17 protein-coding genes are annotated in these 14,907 nt (G+C 56.7%); 5 read left to right on the forward strand and 12 right to left on the reverse strand.

Going from position 1 to position 14,907, the window contains the following annotated elements; genetic code table 11:
• Positions 1 to 35 precede the first annotated feature (35 nt).
• Positions 36 to 611 carry an isochorismatase family protein gene (locus QEN58_RS01900; protein ID WP_280105503.1) on the forward strand — a complete coding sequence of 192 codons (576 nt, stop codon included), beginning with the start codon at positions 36 to 38 and terminating at the stop codon, positions 609 to 611.
• Positions 612 to 621: 10 nt separating this feature from the next.
• Here the strand turns inward: QEN58_RS01900 and yaaA are convergent, their stop codons facing one another.
• Together yaaA and QEN58_RS01910 are read right to left on the reverse strand one after the other, a co-directional pair.
• Entirely contained in the window at positions 622 to 1,401 is a 780-nt protein-coding gene (yaaA, locus tag QEN58_RS01905) for a peroxide stress protein YaaA (protein WP_280105504.1), read from the reverse strand.
• Positions 1,402 to 1,532: 131 nt separating this feature from the next.
• Positions 1,533 to 2,564 (reverse strand): NADP(H)-dependent aldo-keto reductase, encoded by a 1,032-nt coding sequence (locus QEN58_RS01910; RefSeq protein WP_280105505.1) that lies wholly within the window; start codon positions 2,562 to 2,564, stop codon positions 1,533 to 1,535.
• A 245-nt stretch (positions 2,565 to 2,809) separates the two neighbouring features.
• On the opposite strand from QEN58_RS01910, the gene QEN58_RS01915 reads away from it, so the two are divergent.
• Both QEN58_RS01915 and QEN58_RS01920 read left to right on the forward strand, forming a co-directional pair.
• The gene (locus tag QEN58_RS01915) at positions 2,810 to 3,304 is read left to right on the forward strand and encodes a tetratricopeptide repeat protein (protein ID WP_280105506.1); all 495 of its coding nucleotides are present in this window, start codon (positions 2,810 to 2,812) and stop codon (positions 3,302 to 3,304) included.
• A 34-nt stretch (positions 3,305 to 3,338) separates the two neighbouring features.
• On the forward strand, positions 3,339 to 3,851 hold the full coding sequence (locus QEN58_RS01920) for a hypothetical protein (RefSeq protein ID WP_071695161.1): 513 nt from the start codon (positions 3,339 to 3,341) through the stop codon (positions 3,849 to 3,851).
• Between the two features lie 20 nt (positions 3,852 to 3,871).
• Here the strand turns inward: QEN58_RS01920 and QEN58_RS01925 are convergent, their stop codons facing one another.
• The 6 genes from QEN58_RS01925 to QEN58_RS01950 all read right to left on the reverse strand — a co-directional run bounded on the left by QEN58_RS01925 (position 3,872) and on the right by QEN58_RS01950 (position 7,165).
• Positions 3,872 to 4,414, reverse strand: a complete 543-nt coding sequence (locus tag QEN58_RS01925; RefSeq protein WP_280105507.1) for an LOG family protein — start codon at positions 4,412 to 4,414, stop codon at positions 3,872 to 3,874.
• Positions 4,415 to 4,487: 73 nt separating this feature from the next.
• Positions 4,488 to 5,009 (reverse strand): DUF501 domain-containing protein, encoded by a 522-nt coding sequence (locus tag QEN58_RS01930; protein ID WP_280105508.1) that lies wholly within the window; start codon positions 5,007 to 5,009, stop codon positions 4,488 to 4,490.
• Between the two features lie 12 nt (positions 5,010 to 5,021).
• The gene (locus QEN58_RS01935; protein WP_280105509.1) at positions 5,022 to 5,324 is read right to left on the reverse strand and encodes a hypothetical protein; all 303 of its coding nucleotides are present in this window, start codon (positions 5,322 to 5,324) and stop codon (positions 5,022 to 5,024) included.
• Between the two features lie 41 nt (positions 5,325 to 5,365).
• The gene (locus QEN58_RS01940; RefSeq protein ID WP_280105510.1) at positions 5,366 to 5,773 is read right to left on the reverse strand and encodes an acyl-CoA thioesterase; all 408 of its coding nucleotides are present in this window, start codon (positions 5,771 to 5,773) and stop codon (positions 5,366 to 5,368) included.
• Positions 5,774 to 5,873: 100 nt separating this feature from the next.
• Complete coding sequence (locus tag QEN58_RS01945) at positions 5,874 to 6,680, reverse strand: hypothetical protein (RefSeq protein WP_280105511.1); 807 nt, start codon at positions 6,678 to 6,680, stop codon at positions 5,874 to 5,876.
• Between the two features lie 53 nt (positions 6,681 to 6,733).
• The gene (locus QEN58_RS01950) at positions 6,734 to 7,165 is read right to left on the reverse strand and encodes a hypothetical protein (protein ID WP_113268446.1); all 432 of its coding nucleotides are present in this window, start codon (positions 7,163 to 7,165) and stop codon (positions 6,734 to 6,736) included.
• 37 nt (positions 7,166 to 7,202) lie between these two features.
• Between QEN58_RS01950 and QEN58_RS01955 the strand changes: the two genes are divergently transcribed.
• The gene (locus QEN58_RS01955; protein ID WP_280105512.1) at positions 7,203 to 8,369 is read left to right on the forward strand and encodes a MalY/PatB family protein; all 1,167 of its coding nucleotides are present in this window, start codon (positions 7,203 to 7,205) and stop codon (positions 8,367 to 8,369) included.
• Between the two features lie 16 nt (positions 8,370 to 8,385).
• Here the strand turns inward: QEN58_RS01955 and QEN58_RS01960 are convergent, their stop codons facing one another.
• Complete coding sequence (locus QEN58_RS01960) at positions 8,386 to 9,330, reverse strand: co-chaperone YbbN (RefSeq protein ID WP_280105513.1); 945 nt, start codon at positions 9,328 to 9,330, stop codon at positions 8,386 to 8,388.
• Positions 9,331 to 9,538: 208 nt separating this feature from the next.
• Complete coding sequence (locus QEN58_RS01965; RefSeq protein WP_280105514.1) at positions 9,539 to 10,597, reverse strand: SDR family oxidoreductase; 1,059 nt, start codon at positions 10,595 to 10,597, stop codon at positions 9,539 to 9,541.
• A 140-nt stretch (positions 10,598 to 10,737) separates the two neighbouring features.
• Between QEN58_RS01965 and QEN58_RS01970 the strand changes: the two genes are divergently transcribed.
• Positions 10,738 to 11,673, forward strand: a complete 936-nt coding sequence (locus tag QEN58_RS01970) for a LysR family transcriptional regulator (RefSeq protein WP_280105515.1) — start codon at positions 10,738 to 10,740, stop codon at positions 11,671 to 11,673.
• 51 nt (positions 11,674 to 11,724) lie between these two features.
• Here QEN58_RS01970 and QEN58_RS01975 read toward each other — a convergent pair whose 3' ends face one another.
• Positions 11,725 to 13,056, reverse strand: a complete 1,332-nt coding sequence (locus tag QEN58_RS01975; RefSeq protein ID WP_280105516.1) for an HlyD family type I secretion periplasmic adaptor subunit — start codon at positions 13,054 to 13,056, stop codon at positions 11,725 to 11,727.
• A complete protein-coding gene (locus QEN58_RS01980; protein ID WP_280105517.1) occupies positions 13,053 to 14,822 on the reverse strand; it encodes a type I secretion system permease/ATPase in 1,770 nt (589 codons plus the stop codon). The genes QEN58_RS01975 and QEN58_RS01980 overlap by 4 nt, the downstream gene beginning before the upstream one ends.
• Positions 14,823 to 14,907 lie beyond the last annotated feature (85 nt).

The raw sequence follows: 14,907 nt of genomic DNA on the forward strand, positions 1-14,907 counted from the left end.
GTCGGCCTAAATAACGATAAAAATGAGGTGGCAACGTGCTACTACAACGCGATAAAAGCTTGCTGTTAATGGTCGATTTCCAAGCGGGGTTACTGCCTGTAATCGATGGCGGTCAAGAAGCCGTTAACGAGGCTGCTTGGATAGGCGAAATGGCGTGCTTGCTTGAGATACCTGTATGGCTAACCGAGCAGTCTCCAGAAAAACTGGGGGGATCCTCGGCGTCACTGCTCGCCTGCCTAAATGACTATCAGCTCTGGCAGAAACAGCATTTTGGGGCCATGGCGGAAACTGAATTTCGTGAAGCACTAAACGCAACGGGTAAAACACAGATTGTACTGTGTGGAACTGAAGCGCACATCTGCGTGCTGCAAACGGGTTTAGGGCTATTAGAGGCAGGCTACGATTTGTACTGGCTGAGTGAAGCCTCTGCCAGTCGACGCCCGCAAGAGGCTGCGTTTGCCCGTGAGCGCGCCTGCGCAGTTGGTGCCGTGGCGGTGACGGCAGATATGGTGGCTTATGAGTGGCTTCATCGCTGCGATACAGCGCTGTTCAAAGAGGCGCACCAACGCTTCTTAAAGCCACGCGCGTTACGCCCCGTGCGTTTCTATTAGCCCATTCGCTTTAGCGATCGGCTTCTTTACGAGTGAAAACGAAAGTATCACCCTGGGACGCCGATGCATCGAAGCGATAGCCAGCAACATCAAATGCCTTGAGTTCATCTGGATCGTTAACCTGCTGCTGGACCATCCAGGCGCTCATCAGCCCGCGTGCTTTTTTGGCATAGAAGCTGATGATTTTAAAGGTGCCGTTCTTCTCATCTTTAAACACCGGCGTAATGATCCGCGCATTGAGTTGTTTGGTATCTACTGCTTTGAAGTACTCATTCGAGGCGAGATTAACCAACACGTTGGAGCCGCTTTCAGCAATGGCTTCATTAAGTGCAGGTGCCAGGATGGGCTTCCAATAGGCATACAGATCCTTACCGGCACTGTTAGGCAGTTTGGTGCCCATTTCCAGCCGATAGGGCTGGATCAAATCCAGGGGCCGTAGCAGGCCGTAAAGACCAGAAAGTATGCGCAGATGCGACTGTGCGTAACGGTTCTCTGATTCGCTGAAGTTTTCCGCTTGCAGGCCGGTATAAACGTCGCCCTGAAAAGCTTGTGCAGCGGGTTTAGCATTGCTCAGTGTGAAAGGAGGGCGCCACTCCTCAAAACGCGCCGTATTCAGGCCCGCTAATTTATCGCTGATCCCCATAAGCTCGCTGATTTGTTGCGGCGAGTAATCGCGCAAAATAGTAATAAGCGCTTTGCTGTGTTTCAGAAAATCGGGCTGTGACACTTGCTCTGTGGTCGATGGGGTTTCAAAATCCAGCGTTTTGGCGGGAGAGATAACGCTCAGCATCGCATGCTCCTGGTCGTGCTCTGGTAAATGAAAGCTTGATATAAGTGAGCTCAGTATACCAAGCCTCGGCGAAGACCGAGGCTATAGCGGTGATAGCTTGGTGAGAGCCGACTGTGCTTTTAATGGCTGTTTTAAGGGCAGGGGTTTGGCATGCGGCGGTGAATATCTTCGATTGCCTCTAGCACTTCGTTGTCCAGCTTGAGGCTCTCGCTGGCAAGATTGCTTTCCAACTGCTCCATGGTGGTGGCACCAATAATATTGCTGGTCAAGAAACTGCGAGAGTTAACAAACGCCAGTGCCATCTGGGCAGGATCTAGCGCGTGCTTTTCAGCAAGCGCAACATAGGCCTGAGTAGCCGCTTCGGCTTCAGGAGAGGTATATCGCTTGAAGCGCTCGTACAGCGTCAAGCGACCTTTAGGTGGCTGTGCACCATTCAGATACTTGCCCGAGAGTACCCCAAACCCTAGCGGTGAATAGGCAAGTAGGCCGACATCTTCACGGTGGGCAATTTCCGCCAAACCAACTTCGAAAGAGCGGTTGAGAAGATTATAGGGGTTTTGAATAGACGCCACGCGCGGTAAATCCAGCTGGTCTGCAAGCTGCAGTGAGCGCATGGTGCCCCAGGGCGTTTCATTAGAGAGCCCAATGGCTCGTACCTTGCCTGCATCAACCAGCTCTTTAAGGGCCGAGAGCGTTTCTTCTAGCGGCGTCGCATCTTCGTCTTCGCTATGTACGTAGCCTAGCTTGCCAAAGAAGTTGGTTTGACGGTCGGGCCAGTGGAGTTGGTAAAGGTCAACGTAATCGGTGTTCAAGCGCTCCAGGCTTGTATCGATGGCCTGATGAATCTGCTCACGGGTCAATCGCGGGCCACCCCGTATATGGTCAAGCCCTGGGCCTGCTGCCTTGGTGGCTATGATCAGATCGTCCCTGGCACCACGCTGCTTTAGCCAACTGCCGATATAGCGTTCAGTTAAGCCCTGGGTCTTGGCCATGGGCGGGACGGGGTACATTTCTGCGGTATCAATAAAATTGATACCAAACGCCACGGCTCTATCAAGCTGTTCGTGGGCTTCAGCTTCGCTGTTTTGCTCGCCAAACGTCATCGTGCCTAAACAGAGTCGACTTACCTCCATGCCGGTTCTGCCAAGTGGGCGCGTTTGCATTTTTATCTCCTTACTAAGGCGGAATTGCCACAAGATAAGCCACCATTACCAGGCTGGTAAACGGCGTATGAATGGCATGTTAGCGAGGCTCATTGCCAGCAGCAAATTAATGGGGTTGAGTCGTCGCAAAGGCAGGCGTATGCTTGCCAGCCCATCGACCGGCTAAAGGCCGGTTTCTCGTGTGGTTGGCAGCTTTTTTGTGACTGCTAGCCCAAGGTTCCAACAGACAGGCAGGGTGGTTTGCCATGCTGCAGGCATCAACGTTGTTTACTCGGCTAGAATTTCGCCTAGCTGAACGGCTGTTTCATAATCACTGGCTGTTGCCGCGTTCACCGCGCACCCAGCGTTTAACGATGCGCTTGTTTAAGCGCTGTGCGGAAGCGGGTCATCCAGATGCGCTCTCCGTTTACGGCCACATGCTGTTTCATCGTAGTCAGACGCCCCAGGACAAGGCGCGCGGCGCGCGGTACGTTCTGGAAGCGGCGCACGCCGGGGATGTAAAGTCACAGTACCAAGTGGCGCAAATCCATGAACATGGCTGTGCTCAGTACCCGCGCCGTGAAGATTACGCGGTGACTTGGTACGCACGTGCCGCCCAGTCGGGGCATTACCTAGCTGCGGAGCGGCTTGCCCGTGCTTATCGCCTGGGTGAGTTAGGTTTGGCGGTAGATGGCGAGCGTGCGGCTTACTGGCAGCGACAGGCGGATCAGCCGGCACTAAATAACGTGGCCGCCGCATGAAGCGTTACCGCGTTTTGATTGAGTGAGGAAGGTTGTGTCCGAGACGCTACCCACAGTGTTAGATATTGAAGCGTCCGGATTTGGGCGTGGCAGCTACCCCATTGAAGTAGGCATCGCCCGTGCCGATGGAAGCTGCTGTGCTTTTCTCATTCAACCGCTGGAAGAGTGGACGCACTGGGATCCCAAGGCCGAACTGCTGCATGGCATCTCCCGTGATCGCCTCATTCAGGAGGGCTATCCGGTACGCCAGGTCGCCCACTGGCTGAACGATGAACTGCGCGAGCTGGGTAAGGCGTACAGCGATAGTTGGGGATACGACAACACCTGGCTGTCGCTGCTCTTTCATCATGCGGGCATGCTGCCGCGTTTTCGCCTTGAGGCGTTAAGGATTCTGCTGAGCGAGGAGCAGCAGGCGCTGTGGAGCGACACCAAAGAAGCGTTGATCGCCGAACAGGGTATTCACCGCCACCGGGCAGGTGAAGATGCCCGCCTACTGCAGCTTACCTATCAGCATACCCGCAAGCTCACCGAGCACCCAGGGCGCTAGTGACGCTTCCCTCTAAAGCCCTACAGCAGAGCTTCTAGTGCATCAAGCAACTCATGGGGTGACGGTGCGTCGAGCAGCATTTCGCGGGTGGGAGGCGCCAAAAAGCCATGACTGACCGTGCTGTCTAAAAAAGTCAGCAGCGGCGAATAGAACTCGTCGATGTTCAGCAACCCCATCGGTTTTTCATGCAGGCCTAGATAGCCCCACGTCCATATTTCAAACAGCTCTTCCAAGGTGCCTATCCCGCCGGGTAAGGCAATAAAAGCGTCGGCGTTGGCCGCCATAGTGGCTTTGCGTTCGTGCATATTGCGCACCCGAATCAGCTCGCTTAAGCCAAAGTGTGCCTGTTCGCGCTCCACTAAGTGGTCGGGCATCACGCCAATGGCTTCGCCGCCAGCATCCATCACTGAATTAGCCAGTTCCCCCATCAGACCAACGCGTGCCCCGCCATAAACTAGCGTGTGGCCGCGTTCAGCGAGCGTGCGTCCCAGTTTAGTGGTCGCCTGGCGGAAGGCAGGTCTGTTACCTTCACGGGAGCCAAGATAAACGCAAATTCGAGCCATTCGTTTATTTCCTGTCGTTAAAAAATGAACGTAGCTAAAACCGTAGTCAAAAAAAACGAGACTAACAGGGGGCTTAGGGTAAACAGCGGTCTACTTGGTGATGCTTATCCATCCACTGCCCAATGACATTGTCACCGCAAAGGTGATGGGCGTACTGAGTATGCAGGCAGCGTATCTGGTGCCAGTTGCTAATGCCGCCAATGCCGCGTTCGGTCATCACATTGGTGTAACCCAGCTTAGCGACTTCTTCACGCTGAGCATCACTCATAGCGTCCCAGCGAGCGGTGACATAGTCGCGATGGCTCTGTTGGTAAGCTTCGAGAAATTCAGGCTCTTCCTGTAGGCGTTGTTCGAGCGCTTTGATAACCCCAACGGCTTCGATGCGGGAAATCTCAACTTTCAGCACATCGGAACAGAGCCAATACAGGGTGGGGAAGGGTTTACCATCGACAATCGGCGCCATGCGCAGTACTAGTGGCGTGCCTTCACCGTCGGTCGCGGCTACCGCTTCGATGCCACGCGGTGCGCGGCCAAGCTGCTGGGCAATAATGGCGAGCTGACGTTCGTCAGGCGCTTGGTTGGTGCGTATCACCATTGGATTGGTCTCTCACGGGCGGTCGTCTTGAACAAATTTAGTCGAGCGGCCAACAGCACGGAAAAAGCAGCGATTGAGCTGTTCAGGCGACGCGACATAGCACCACGTCCGCTCACTGTATTCAGCGGCTCGTGCCATTAGCACGTCGTAAAGGCGATTGAAGGGCGCATCATAATCGTAGGGGTCGGCCCCAAACAAGCGGATATGCGGATAGTCGGCAAAGCGCTCAATGAAATAGCGCTCAAGGTCTGCCTCCACGGCGCGATGCTGGGCGACATTGTCAGGGTCTATCCAGAGGTTGTAGCGGATTGCCATTATAAGGCTCCTGTTGCCCCGGAAGCCCAGGGCAGCGTCAATCAGGCGGGCTCAGGCGCGTCTTGTAGATGCGAGGTTAGTGCCTCGCGCAGGTCACCCTCAATGGGCATGGCGCACTTGGCCTGATGGTCATACTGCACCATAACGGTATGGCCCAGGTTAGTGAGCTTGCCGTGCTGACGCGCCTCTTGAGTCACTGTAAACGAACTATTGCCTAACCGAGTTAAGTAAGTACGTATTTCGATATCATGACCGTAAAACAGTTCAGCCCGGTAGTCGACTTCCATGCGCGCCATAATCAAGCGCCACTGACTGGGATTTAAGTCAGGGGTAAAGAGTTTGAACAAGTCATTGCGGGCAAGCTCAAACCACGCTGGCAGGCGGGTGTTGTTAATGTGCCCTAAGGCGTCAGTATCGTAAAAGGCGGGTTCAATGGTACGGGTAAACATGGCTTGTCCTTTTATTATTAAAAAACAGCTATTAGTACGAGTAGTCGCAACGGCAACGGTTAGGATTAACCCAAGCAAGCGCTTGGTCAAGAGTTCTTGGTCAGGAGGTGCGGCGTTGATACCATGCAGTGAGTTGCATCCACCCCAACAGCCATAGCGTGGCAGCTGCGAAGCCAGCCAATGTGCCCCATAGCAAGCCCAGTGTGCTGTAAGTGTAGGAAACACATAGCGTGTAACTCAGTAGCGAGCCAAGCCCCATCGGGTAGTGTTTGATCACCGTCGCCACCGGCGCTGCTCCGTGGTTCAGGTGTAGGATCAGTAAAAAAGGCAGCATCGTGACAGGAAATGCTGCCAACGTTCCCGCCCAGGCGGGCGGCAGCCAGTGGGCAAGGCTGGTAATGGTAAATATGATCACCGTGGCGAGTGCGGCGCGGGCGGCAAGCGCCGGTAACGAAAACGTTCGACTGGCGGGTATCCTGACATCAGCAATGTTGCGAAATAAGCCGCTGAACAAAGCAATAGCGCACAGCGTCACCAGCGTGCCGCTTAGACGTGTGAAGCTAAACTGAGCGAGCAGCGTGCTAACGGCGAGCCAAGCGCCCAAGCCGCCCGCCACGCCGCCAATGACACCTTTAACGCCAGGTTGTCGTCCTGCCACCCAATAACCGGCCCCTAGCGCCATTGTGGCCGTAAAGCCCGCCAGGGTATGCACCGCACTTTGGGTCGCAAACTGAGGGGAAATTTCCAAGCCGATAAAAAATAGCGCCAACGCCGTGCCTAAAGGGTAGCCCGCCAGCAGGCCCGCCATGCGCGGGCTTGCGCGCACCGCAATCGCGCCTAGCCCCAGCACCATGCTGATCGAGAGCCCTAATTTCGCTAGCTGCCAGGTGAGAGGGACTTCAATCATGCGGCGTCATCCTTGCCGTTTTTGTTTGGGTGCTGTCAGCGCACGCTTTTTAATTAAACCAATCGCAGGCCTTGCTGGTCACGCCAAGCGGCTTCAAGGGCATCTTGTAGGGGCGCTTGCAAGTGTGCGGGGAGGGCCTCCTGCGCCGCTTGCAGTGAATCAAACGAGCGGTTACGCAGCCAGCAGTAAGCCCAGGCGCAGGCTTCGGCGTCGCTATCGGGGGTCGGGCGAGCGGGCATTTGATTGAGCAGAAAGACCGCAGTGCGTGGCGCCCATAGCGGCATTTCACCGAGCTCATCCTGGCTCCACTGCTCCAGGGTAGCGCCGCTGGGCGTGGCGTCGGGTGTGCCTAATTTAGCTACCCGTGCTGTTTCGGCCAAAATGAGCGCTAGCTGATCCGTATTCGCTTGCCCAAGCGAGCGCCATTGCCGCAACAGCGCCGATAGCCCCGCCCGCATCTTGGTATAAAAGTCATCTTGCGGCATGCTTGGCACAACCCCTATTCAATGAGTGAGATTTTTCATGGTCTACGATTTTGCCACGCCTGTGGAGCGACGCCACCCAATAGGTGGCTGGGCATCGCAAAAATGGCACCGCTACGGCGACGACGTACTGCCTCTTTGGGTCGCCGATATGGATTTTCGCTCCCCGCCTGCGGTGATTGATGCACTGCAGGCGCGGGTAGCACACGGTGTATATGGCTATGGTGAAGTGCCCGCTACGTTAACAGAAACCCTGTGCCAGTGGAGCGCTCGCCACTACGACTGGCCCATTCAGCCGGATTGGCAGCAGTGGCTGCCGGGCGTCGTGCCGGCCTTGCACCTAGCTGCGTTAGCGCTGACCGAACCAGGCGACGGTGTGCTGACGGTGGCGCCGATTTACCCGCCATTTTTAGAGGTTGCAAAGCGTACAGGCCGATTGCCCCAGCAGGCGATGCTGGCAGCGCCCTCAACACCCAATGAGCCTTGGCAGCTCGATATTGCAGCCTTGGAGGCCGCTATTACGCCACGTACGCGCTTGCTGCTGTGGTGTCAGCCCCACAACCCAACGGGGCGTGTGTGGCGCTATGAAGAGATTGCAGCGCTGGCTGAGCTCGTGGAGCGCCACGACCTGTGGGTGGTCTCCGATGAGCTGCACTGCGACCTGTTATTGAACGAAGGCGCCCAGCACCGCCCGTTAGCCGCGGCATTTCCTCAATTAGCGAAGCGCACCATTACGCTATGGGCACCGTCGAAAACCTTTAACCTGGCGGGCTTAACCAGCGCCTGCGCGGTGATTCCCGACCCCGCACTGCGCGAGCGCTTTGCGGCGGCTACCAAAGGATTACTGCCCGATGGTAACGTGCTTGGCTTGGTCGCCGCAGAGGCGGCGTATCGCCATGGCGAGCCGTGGCGCCAGGAGCTGTTAAGCGTGTTACGTGAGCACCGTGAGACGCTGCAGGCGCGCGTAGCGGCTTGGCCTGGTGTGCGCTGGAGTGCGCCGGAGTCGACTTATTTAGCTTGGCTGGATATGCGCGAATCAGGTCTGGGAGAGGCGCCGCAAAAGATGCTGCTGAAAGAGGCGGGGGTGGCGCTTTCGGACGGGGCTGCCTTTGGCTGCCCCGGCTTTGTGCGGCTTAACTTTGGTACCACCGCTTCCCAGCTGGAAGCGGCGCTGTCTCGTATGGATTCCCTGCTGAAGCGGGATTGAAAGCCTTCAGAAGCCCCTAGTACAGCATCGCAAAAAGTTTGCGGCGGTAAGCAACGGTCAGCGGGTGGTCGGCGCCCAGAGCGTCGAACACCTGCAGCAGCGTTTTACGCGCGGCATCATCGTTATAGGCGCGATCCTGCTTCATTAGTGCAAGCAAAGCTTCCAGCCCTTCATCATAATGACCGTCGGCCACTTGGCGCAGGGCGCGCTGGTACTGCGCTTCGCTATCGGTGCGATCACCCAGAGCCGCAATCTCCTCGGCTGAGAGTGCTTGCTCGCTAAACTCGATGCTGGCGCGTACGCCGCGAGCAGGGGCTGCATCGCGCTCTTCCGGGGGCAGGTTGTCGAGTACTTCACGGGCCTCGCTGCCACGCCCTTCGGCCACCAACACCCGTGCGAAGGCTACCTGGTAGGCGTAGTGCTCTGGGTACTGGCCCATCAGGGTTTGATATATCTCGCGGGCAGCGGCGGTGTCACCGGCTTTAAGCGCTTCTTCTGCCTGCTCTTCAGGGGTGGGTGGCGCTTCGCCAGGGGCTGGGAAGTAGCGATTGAGCCACTCGCGCACTTCTTTCTCCGGCAGCGCACCCTGGAAGCCATCCACCAAGCCGCCTTGGCTGATCAGCTTCACATCGGGCACTGCACGCACACCCAGCTGGCCGCCGATTTCGGGGTTTGCCTCAATATCGAGCTTGCCGAGCAGGAAGGCGCCCGCGTACTCAACCACAAGTTTATCCAACACCGCGAGTAGAGTGCTGCTGCTTGCGTTGGAAGGCGAGTAGCAGCCCATCAGCACCGGCACCTGCATGGACGCTTCCAGCACCTGCTGAATATTGCCAGCATTTAGCTCGATAATGACATCTTCAGGGCGCACCGCCGCCTGTTCAGCGTTCGGCGCGGTAGCGTCAGCACTTCCGGTATCCGCCGTAAGCGGCTTACCTGAGCGGGGATCAATAATCTGCATGGGTAGACTCGGCATCAAAAAATGAACAATAGTTCCCCATGATATGCAGGCATATGCCGGTGGATTCAAGGAAAAGGAGGGAAATAAAACTCACTGCTATTGGGTTTCAAGCGGCGTGAACCTGATAAAGCGGAAAACAGGGCGCTTTTGGGCGCCCTGGTGGAGCTGCTGTTTCTGGCACTGTTTCTGAAATCGTTTCTGAAATTGCTTAAGGAATGATGCGCTCCGCGCGTAGGCGGGCGAACAGATCGAAAAACGCCGCGCGTGTTTCGCGGAAGTGGTCAAAGCCGAAGTCGCGGGACTTAGTGACGTCGTTGACGCACTCAAGCTCGCGCCCCAGGTCGGCATCGGTGTGCCACCAGGAGGCTAACTTGCTGACATCGGCTTCGACTAGCTCGTTTTGTTCGGCTATTGCAGCCCAGGTAGGCGCAATATCAGCCATCTGCGTTTCAAGCGGCTGCGGCGTTTCCGGGCAGTCGGCGACTTCGAGCTCGAAGAATTCGCCAATCTCATGCCACAGTCGACGCCAGCGAAACACATCGCCATTGACCGTGTTAAAGGCTTCATTATGGGCACCGGGCGTTGTGGCTGCCCACTCCATCTGCCGCGCCAACACCAGCGAATCGGTTAGATCGGTCAAGGCGTTCCACTGCACCTGCGAGCCCGGGAAGGTGAACGGCTTGCCCGTGGCTTTGCAGATTGAGGCGTAAACCGCCAGCGTTACACCCATGTTCATGGCATTACCGCAGGCATAGCCGATGACCGTGTGCGGGCGGTGCACGTTCCAGCTAAAGCCGTCCCGCTCCGCCGTCGCGAACATGATGTCTTCTAGGGTGTAGTAAAAGTTCTCGCCAGGGACGCGGGGCGCTGATTCCCGAAACGGTGTCTCGGTCTTACCGCTACCGTAATTCTCGAAGGCTCCCAGGTACTGCTTGGTGCCGGTCACCAACGAGACATGCGCCAAGCTTGCATCCTGCAGAGCGTCGAGAAGGTTGTGCATCATCGCGCCGTTGGCCTCGACGTTAGCCTTTTCATTATCTCGCCGCACCCAAGTGCAATAAAACACGTGGGTGATGGGGAGTCCCGCCAGTGCTTCAGCCGTGGCCTCGCGATCTAGCAGATCGACAGCGACGGGAATGACCCCTGCTTGTTCAGAAGGGCGACGAGATAAGCCATAAACACTCCACCCGCTTGCGGTGAGGTAGCTGGCTAGGTTGCCGCCAGTGATACCGGTAGCGCCAACGACTAAGGCTGTGCCTTTGCGCATGATTAACTCCTTTTGCAGACAAGATTTTCGGAACGGGCAGTGGAAATGTGCTTTGTGCCCGATGAAAAGCAGTCTGGTCGCCAAGGATCATTGCTACAATTGGAAAAATTGCAAATCTTTATTGCGCCAGGAGCAACTTGATGGATCTCAATGCGCTACGCATCTTTGAACGCGTCGCCGCGACAGGAAGTTTTACCGCCACCGCACGCCATTTTCATCGCGCCGTATCGTCTGTCTCGCGTCAGATTGCCTCTTTAGAGGAGGCGCTGGGCCAGCAGCTGTTCTATCGCCACACCCGCGCCGTGACGCTGACCGAGGCGGGCTGGCGCTACTATCAGGAAGTTCGCGAGATACTTGAACGGCTAGACCTGGCGACGGAAGCGCTAACGGCTCCTAATACAGCGCCTAGCGGCGTGCTGCGCCTCAATGCTCCCGTGGCTTTCGGCCAGCGCCAAATCGTGCCGATTCTGCATCACTTCCAGCGCCGCTACCCGGCGATCAAAGCCGAACTGATGCTAACCGATCAACTGACCGACCCGGTGCGCGAGGGCATCGATATTACCTTTCGTGTCGGCGAACTGGCCGACTCCACGCTGGTGGCACGCCGCCTAGCGTCAATGAACTACGTTGTGGCTGCTGCCCCCACCTATATACAGCGCTGCGGTAGGCCCAACAGCCCAGATGACCTTGAACACCACGACTGCCTGCTCTACCAAGGCGAAATGGGCCGCCAGCGCTGGTACTTCCACCATGCCGAGCAGCCGCAAGCCTTCGCTTACAAAGTCGACGGTAGCCTGTATAGCAGCGATGCGGAGAGTCTGGTGAGAGCAGCGCTAATGGGGCAGGGGCTGGTGATGTTCCCTACCTGGCTGATCGCTGATGAGCTAGCCTCGGGCAAATTGCTGCCCCTGCTCGAAGCGTGGCGTTGTGAAGTCGTGCCAGGCAGGCGCGATATCCACGTGCTCTACGCCCAGCGTCGGCTGCACACCCGCAAGGTAAGCGCTTTTCTGGATCATCTGTTTGAGATGGTGGGGCCAACGCCAGATTGGGATCGCTGGCGTGAGCAGCTGGATTAAAGCCGCTGACATCTTCGGTTATTTAACCCGCAATCGCACATGCAAAAACCATCAGTCTTCGCGTATCGCGCGGGCCAGCATGTCCGTGATAGGTTTGGTCAAGTAGCTAGAGAAGCTTCTTTCACCCGTACGCAGCATCACTTCGGCTGGCATGCCGGCGAGGAGCTTCATGGTCTCAGTCATGTTTTCTTGACCATCGGTGGTGACGCGAAGACGAACCTTGTAATAACGGGCCCGGGTTGCCTCGTCCTCGAAGCTATTGGCACTCACATGAATGACCTCTCCGTCGATCACATTTGAAAGGCGCTGATTGAAAGCGCTGAAACGGATCTCTGCAGGCTGGCCTATATAAAGATGATCGATATCATGGTCGGGCACTTTGGCCTCAATAATGAAGCCGACATTGGTGGGCACAATATCGAGCAACGGATCACCAGAGCGGATGACGCCACCCAGCGTGTGCACTTTTAGACCGACAACCGTTCCCGCCACGGGTGCCAGTACCTGGGTACGGTCCACCTTATCCATCAGCGCGGTGAGCCGTTCTTCGGCTTCGGCTACTTCAGCCTGGGTCTGGCGCAAGGCCTCGCCCACCTGCTGCTGAAACTCCTGCAGACGGACCTGCTTTTGCAACGCGTTTTCGCTGATTTGAGAATGCAGGCGGGCGACCTCTGACGCATGCTGGGCATTAACGCTCTGGTACTCGAGGCTTTCACGTTCCAATTCGTGCATCCGCTGGCTACTGATCATGCCATTGCTAAATAGCTTTCGGTGGTTGGCGGCGTCGCCCTCAAGTGAACTGATGCGCCGCTGGTTGATGGCCTGGGTATTGTTCAGGCCATCAATCTGCTCGTTCATCTGCACTATCTGCTCATCAAGGGCAGCCAGCGTGTTGGTGAGAGACTCACGTCGGGATTCGAATAGATGCTGCTGTACTTCAAGTACCTCTTTCACCCGCGGGTGATCGGAGGTCGTTAGCTCTTCGGGAAAGCTCAGTGTATCGGCGTCGCTGAGCTCGGCCAGCAACCGCACCTCGGTAGCCCGGCTGATGAGATAGTCAGAGCGGGTGACGCGTAGCTGGGATCGTGCCTGGGTATCGTCCAGCACCATCAGAACATCGCCGGTTTCAACATGGTCTCCGTCTTCGACCTCGATGCTTTTGACGATGCCGCCCTCAAGATGCTGTACGGTCTTGGTGAAGCTTTCTACCGAGACGGAGCCTGGTGCCACCACGGATATAGCCAGGTTGGCGAACACCGACCAGCTGCCGAAGCCACCCACCGCCAGGATCAGTATGGCGATGCCGAGTCGGCGGTAGCGCGTATCTTCGAGAGGTAGCTCATTTTTCTTCTCGCTGGGTCCTTGAGACTTCTGCATGTTCATGGATGGGTATCCTCGCCGCCATTGCGGCCTCGTGCGCTAGGCCTCAGCGAGGTCACGCGCTGTGGTGGCACTGGGCGGCCCCCGTCTGCCGTCATGCGTGTAACAGGCGCTATTCGGGTGGGTGGCTTCAGCGAAGCGATCTGGCCTTCTTTCAGCACTAATACCCTGTCTACATTCTTTAGCAGGCCTGTTCGATGGGTAATGATCAGAGCCGTCGTGCCCTCCTGGCGCAGCCGGATCAAGCAATCTGCAAGCGATTGCTCTCCCGCCTCGTCCAGATTAGCGTCTGGCTCATCCAGCACTATTAGCACTGGCTGGCCATAGAGCGCCCGCGCCATACCGATTCGTTGGCGTTGCCCCGCCGAGAGGGCGTTCCCACCGTGGGATAGCCAAGTGTCATAGCCGTTCGGCTGCTCCAGAATCATGTCGTGCACACCGGCTCGCTGTGCCGCAAGCACGACCGCTTGAGGATCTACTTCGTCGAAGCGGGCAATGTTCTCTGAGATGGTGCCATCGAACAGTTCAATATCCTGAGGTAGGTAACCGATGTGTGGGCCCAGCGCAGTGCGGTTCCACTGGGTAATATCGGCACCGTCCAGGCGCACGCAGCCGACCTGGCTCGGCCAGATGCCAAGTGCGACACGCGCAAGCGTAGACTTGCCGGATGCACTGGGCCCTACGATAGCCAGGTGTTCCCCCTTGGTGATTGTCAGGTTGATACCGCGAAGAGTGGGCAATTTCTGCCCAGGAGGCGCAGCAGTAACCCCCTCAAGAACCAGGCGACCCCTGGGTTTGGGGAGCGGCATGCGCGGCTCTTCCGCGGGAATGACCGTAAGTAGCTCGTTGAGACGCGCCTTGGCGGTGCGAGCCCCTGAGAAGCCCTTCCAGCCGTTGATCATCTGATCGATAGGCGCTAGTGCACGTCCCATCAAGATGGAGCCTGCAATCATCATGCCGGGAGTTAGATCGCCAGCCAGCACCAGAAAAGCCCCTAGCCCCAGGATCAATGACTGGAACATCAGCCTGAGCACCTTGGATGTGTTGGTAATCAACCCTGCCCTGTCGCTGGCTTTTGATTGCAGAATCAGGTATTCGCGATGGCGCGCGCTCCAGCGCCCCATAATACCGGGCAGCATGCCCATGGCGTGGAGGACTTCGGCGTTGCGCAGATTGCTGTTGGCCAAATCCTGGGACATCACATGCTGACTGTTGGCGTCGTTGAGCAGAGATTTGGTGATGATTTCGTTGATGATGGCAAGCGTCGCCAGAATGATCCCCGCCCCCAATGCGAAAAGCCCGAACCAGGGATGGAACAGCGCGAGTACGCCGATATAGATCGGTACCCAGGGGGCATCGAAGAAAGCGAAGAGACCATTGCCGGAAAGAAATTGGCGAAGCGTCGTCAGGTCATTCAGCGGTTGAGCCGAAGGCTTGCCGGGCACCATCAGCGAGCGTTTGAACATGGCGGAATACAAACGTTGACTGATCTGCACATCGAGCTTGTTGCCGATCCGTACAAGTATACGAGAGCGCATCAGCTCCAGCCCGCCCATGACCATAAACAGAAATACCACGACCAAGGTCAGCATCAGCAGTGTTTCCTGGCTACGCGTAGTGATGACCCGGTCGTAGACTTGCAGCATGTAGAGCGGCGGAACGAGCATCAGCAAGTTGATGAACAAGCTGAACGTCCCAACGTAAATAAAGCTGCGCCTGCAGGTACTAAGCACTTTTTGCAGATCTGAACCTTCGTGTGAATTCAACATGGCCGAGCTCCAGGACATTATTAATTGTTCTTACGGCCCAGCCATCACGACATCTACAACGAGGTCTAGCTAGTCAATGCTTGGG

The sequence above is a fragment of the Halomonas alkaliantarctica genome, assembly GCF_029854215.1.
Classification (GTDB): Bacteria; Pseudomonadota; Gammaproteobacteria; order Pseudomonadales; family Halomonadaceae; genus Vreelandella; species Vreelandella alkaliantarctica_A.

Coding starts and splice junctions, on each gene's coding strand:
- yaaA (WP_280105504.1), bottom strand. CDS start 1,401: ATGCTGAGCGTTATCTCTCCCGCCAAAACGCTGGATTTTGAAACCCCA.
- QEN58_RS01925 (WP_280105507.1), bottom strand. CDS start 4,414: ATGGCTCGAATTTGCGTTTATCTTGGCTCCCGTGAAGGTAACAGACCT.
- QEN58_RS01935 (WP_280105509.1), bottom strand. CDS start 5,324: ATGGCAATCCGCTACAACCTCTGGATAGACCCTGACAATGTCGCCCAG.
- QEN58_RS01965 (WP_280105514.1), bottom strand. CDS start 10,597: ATGCGCAAAGGCACAGCCTTAGTCGTTGGCGCTACCGGTATCACTGGC.
- QEN58_RS01975 (WP_280105516.1), bottom strand. CDS start 13,056: ATGAACATGCAGAAGTCTCAAGGACCCAGCGAGAAGAAAAATGAGCTA.
- QEN58_RS01960 (WP_280105513.1), bottom strand. CDS start 9,330: ATGCAGATTATTGATCCCCGCTCAGGTAAGCCGCTTACGGCGGATACC.
- QEN58_RS01930 (WP_280105508.1), bottom strand. CDS start 5,009: ATGGTGATACGCACCAACCAAGCGCCTGACGAACGTCAGCTCGCCATT.
- QEN58_RS01945 (WP_280105511.1), bottom strand. CDS start 6,680: ATGATTGAAGTCCCTCTCACCTGGCAGCTAGCGAAATTAGGGCTCTCG.
- QEN58_RS01970 (WP_280105515.1), top strand. CDS start 10,738: ATGGATCTCAATGCGCTACGCATCTTTGAACGCGTCGCCGCGACAGGA.
- QEN58_RS01950 (WP_113268446.1), bottom strand. CDS start 7,165: ATGCCGCAAGATGACTTTTATACCAAGATGCGGGCGGGGCTATCGGCG.
- QEN58_RS01955 (WP_280105512.1), top strand. CDS start 7,203: ATGGTCTACGATTTTGCCACGCCTGTGGAGCGACGCCACCCAATAGGT.
- QEN58_RS01940 (WP_280105510.1), bottom strand. CDS start 5,773: ATGTTTACCCGTACCATTGAACCCGCCTTTTACGATACTGACGCCTTA.
- QEN58_RS01910 (WP_280105505.1), bottom strand. CDS start 2,564: ATGCAAACGCGCCCACTTGGCAGAACCGGCATGGAGGTAAGTCGACTC.
- QEN58_RS01915 (WP_280105506.1), top strand. CDS start 2,810: ATGCTGCAGGCATCAACGTTGTTTACTCGGCTAGAATTTCGCCTAGCT.
- QEN58_RS01980 (WP_280105517.1), bottom strand. CDS start 14,822: ATGTTGAATTCACACGAAGGTTCAGATCTGCAAAAAGTGCTTAGTACC.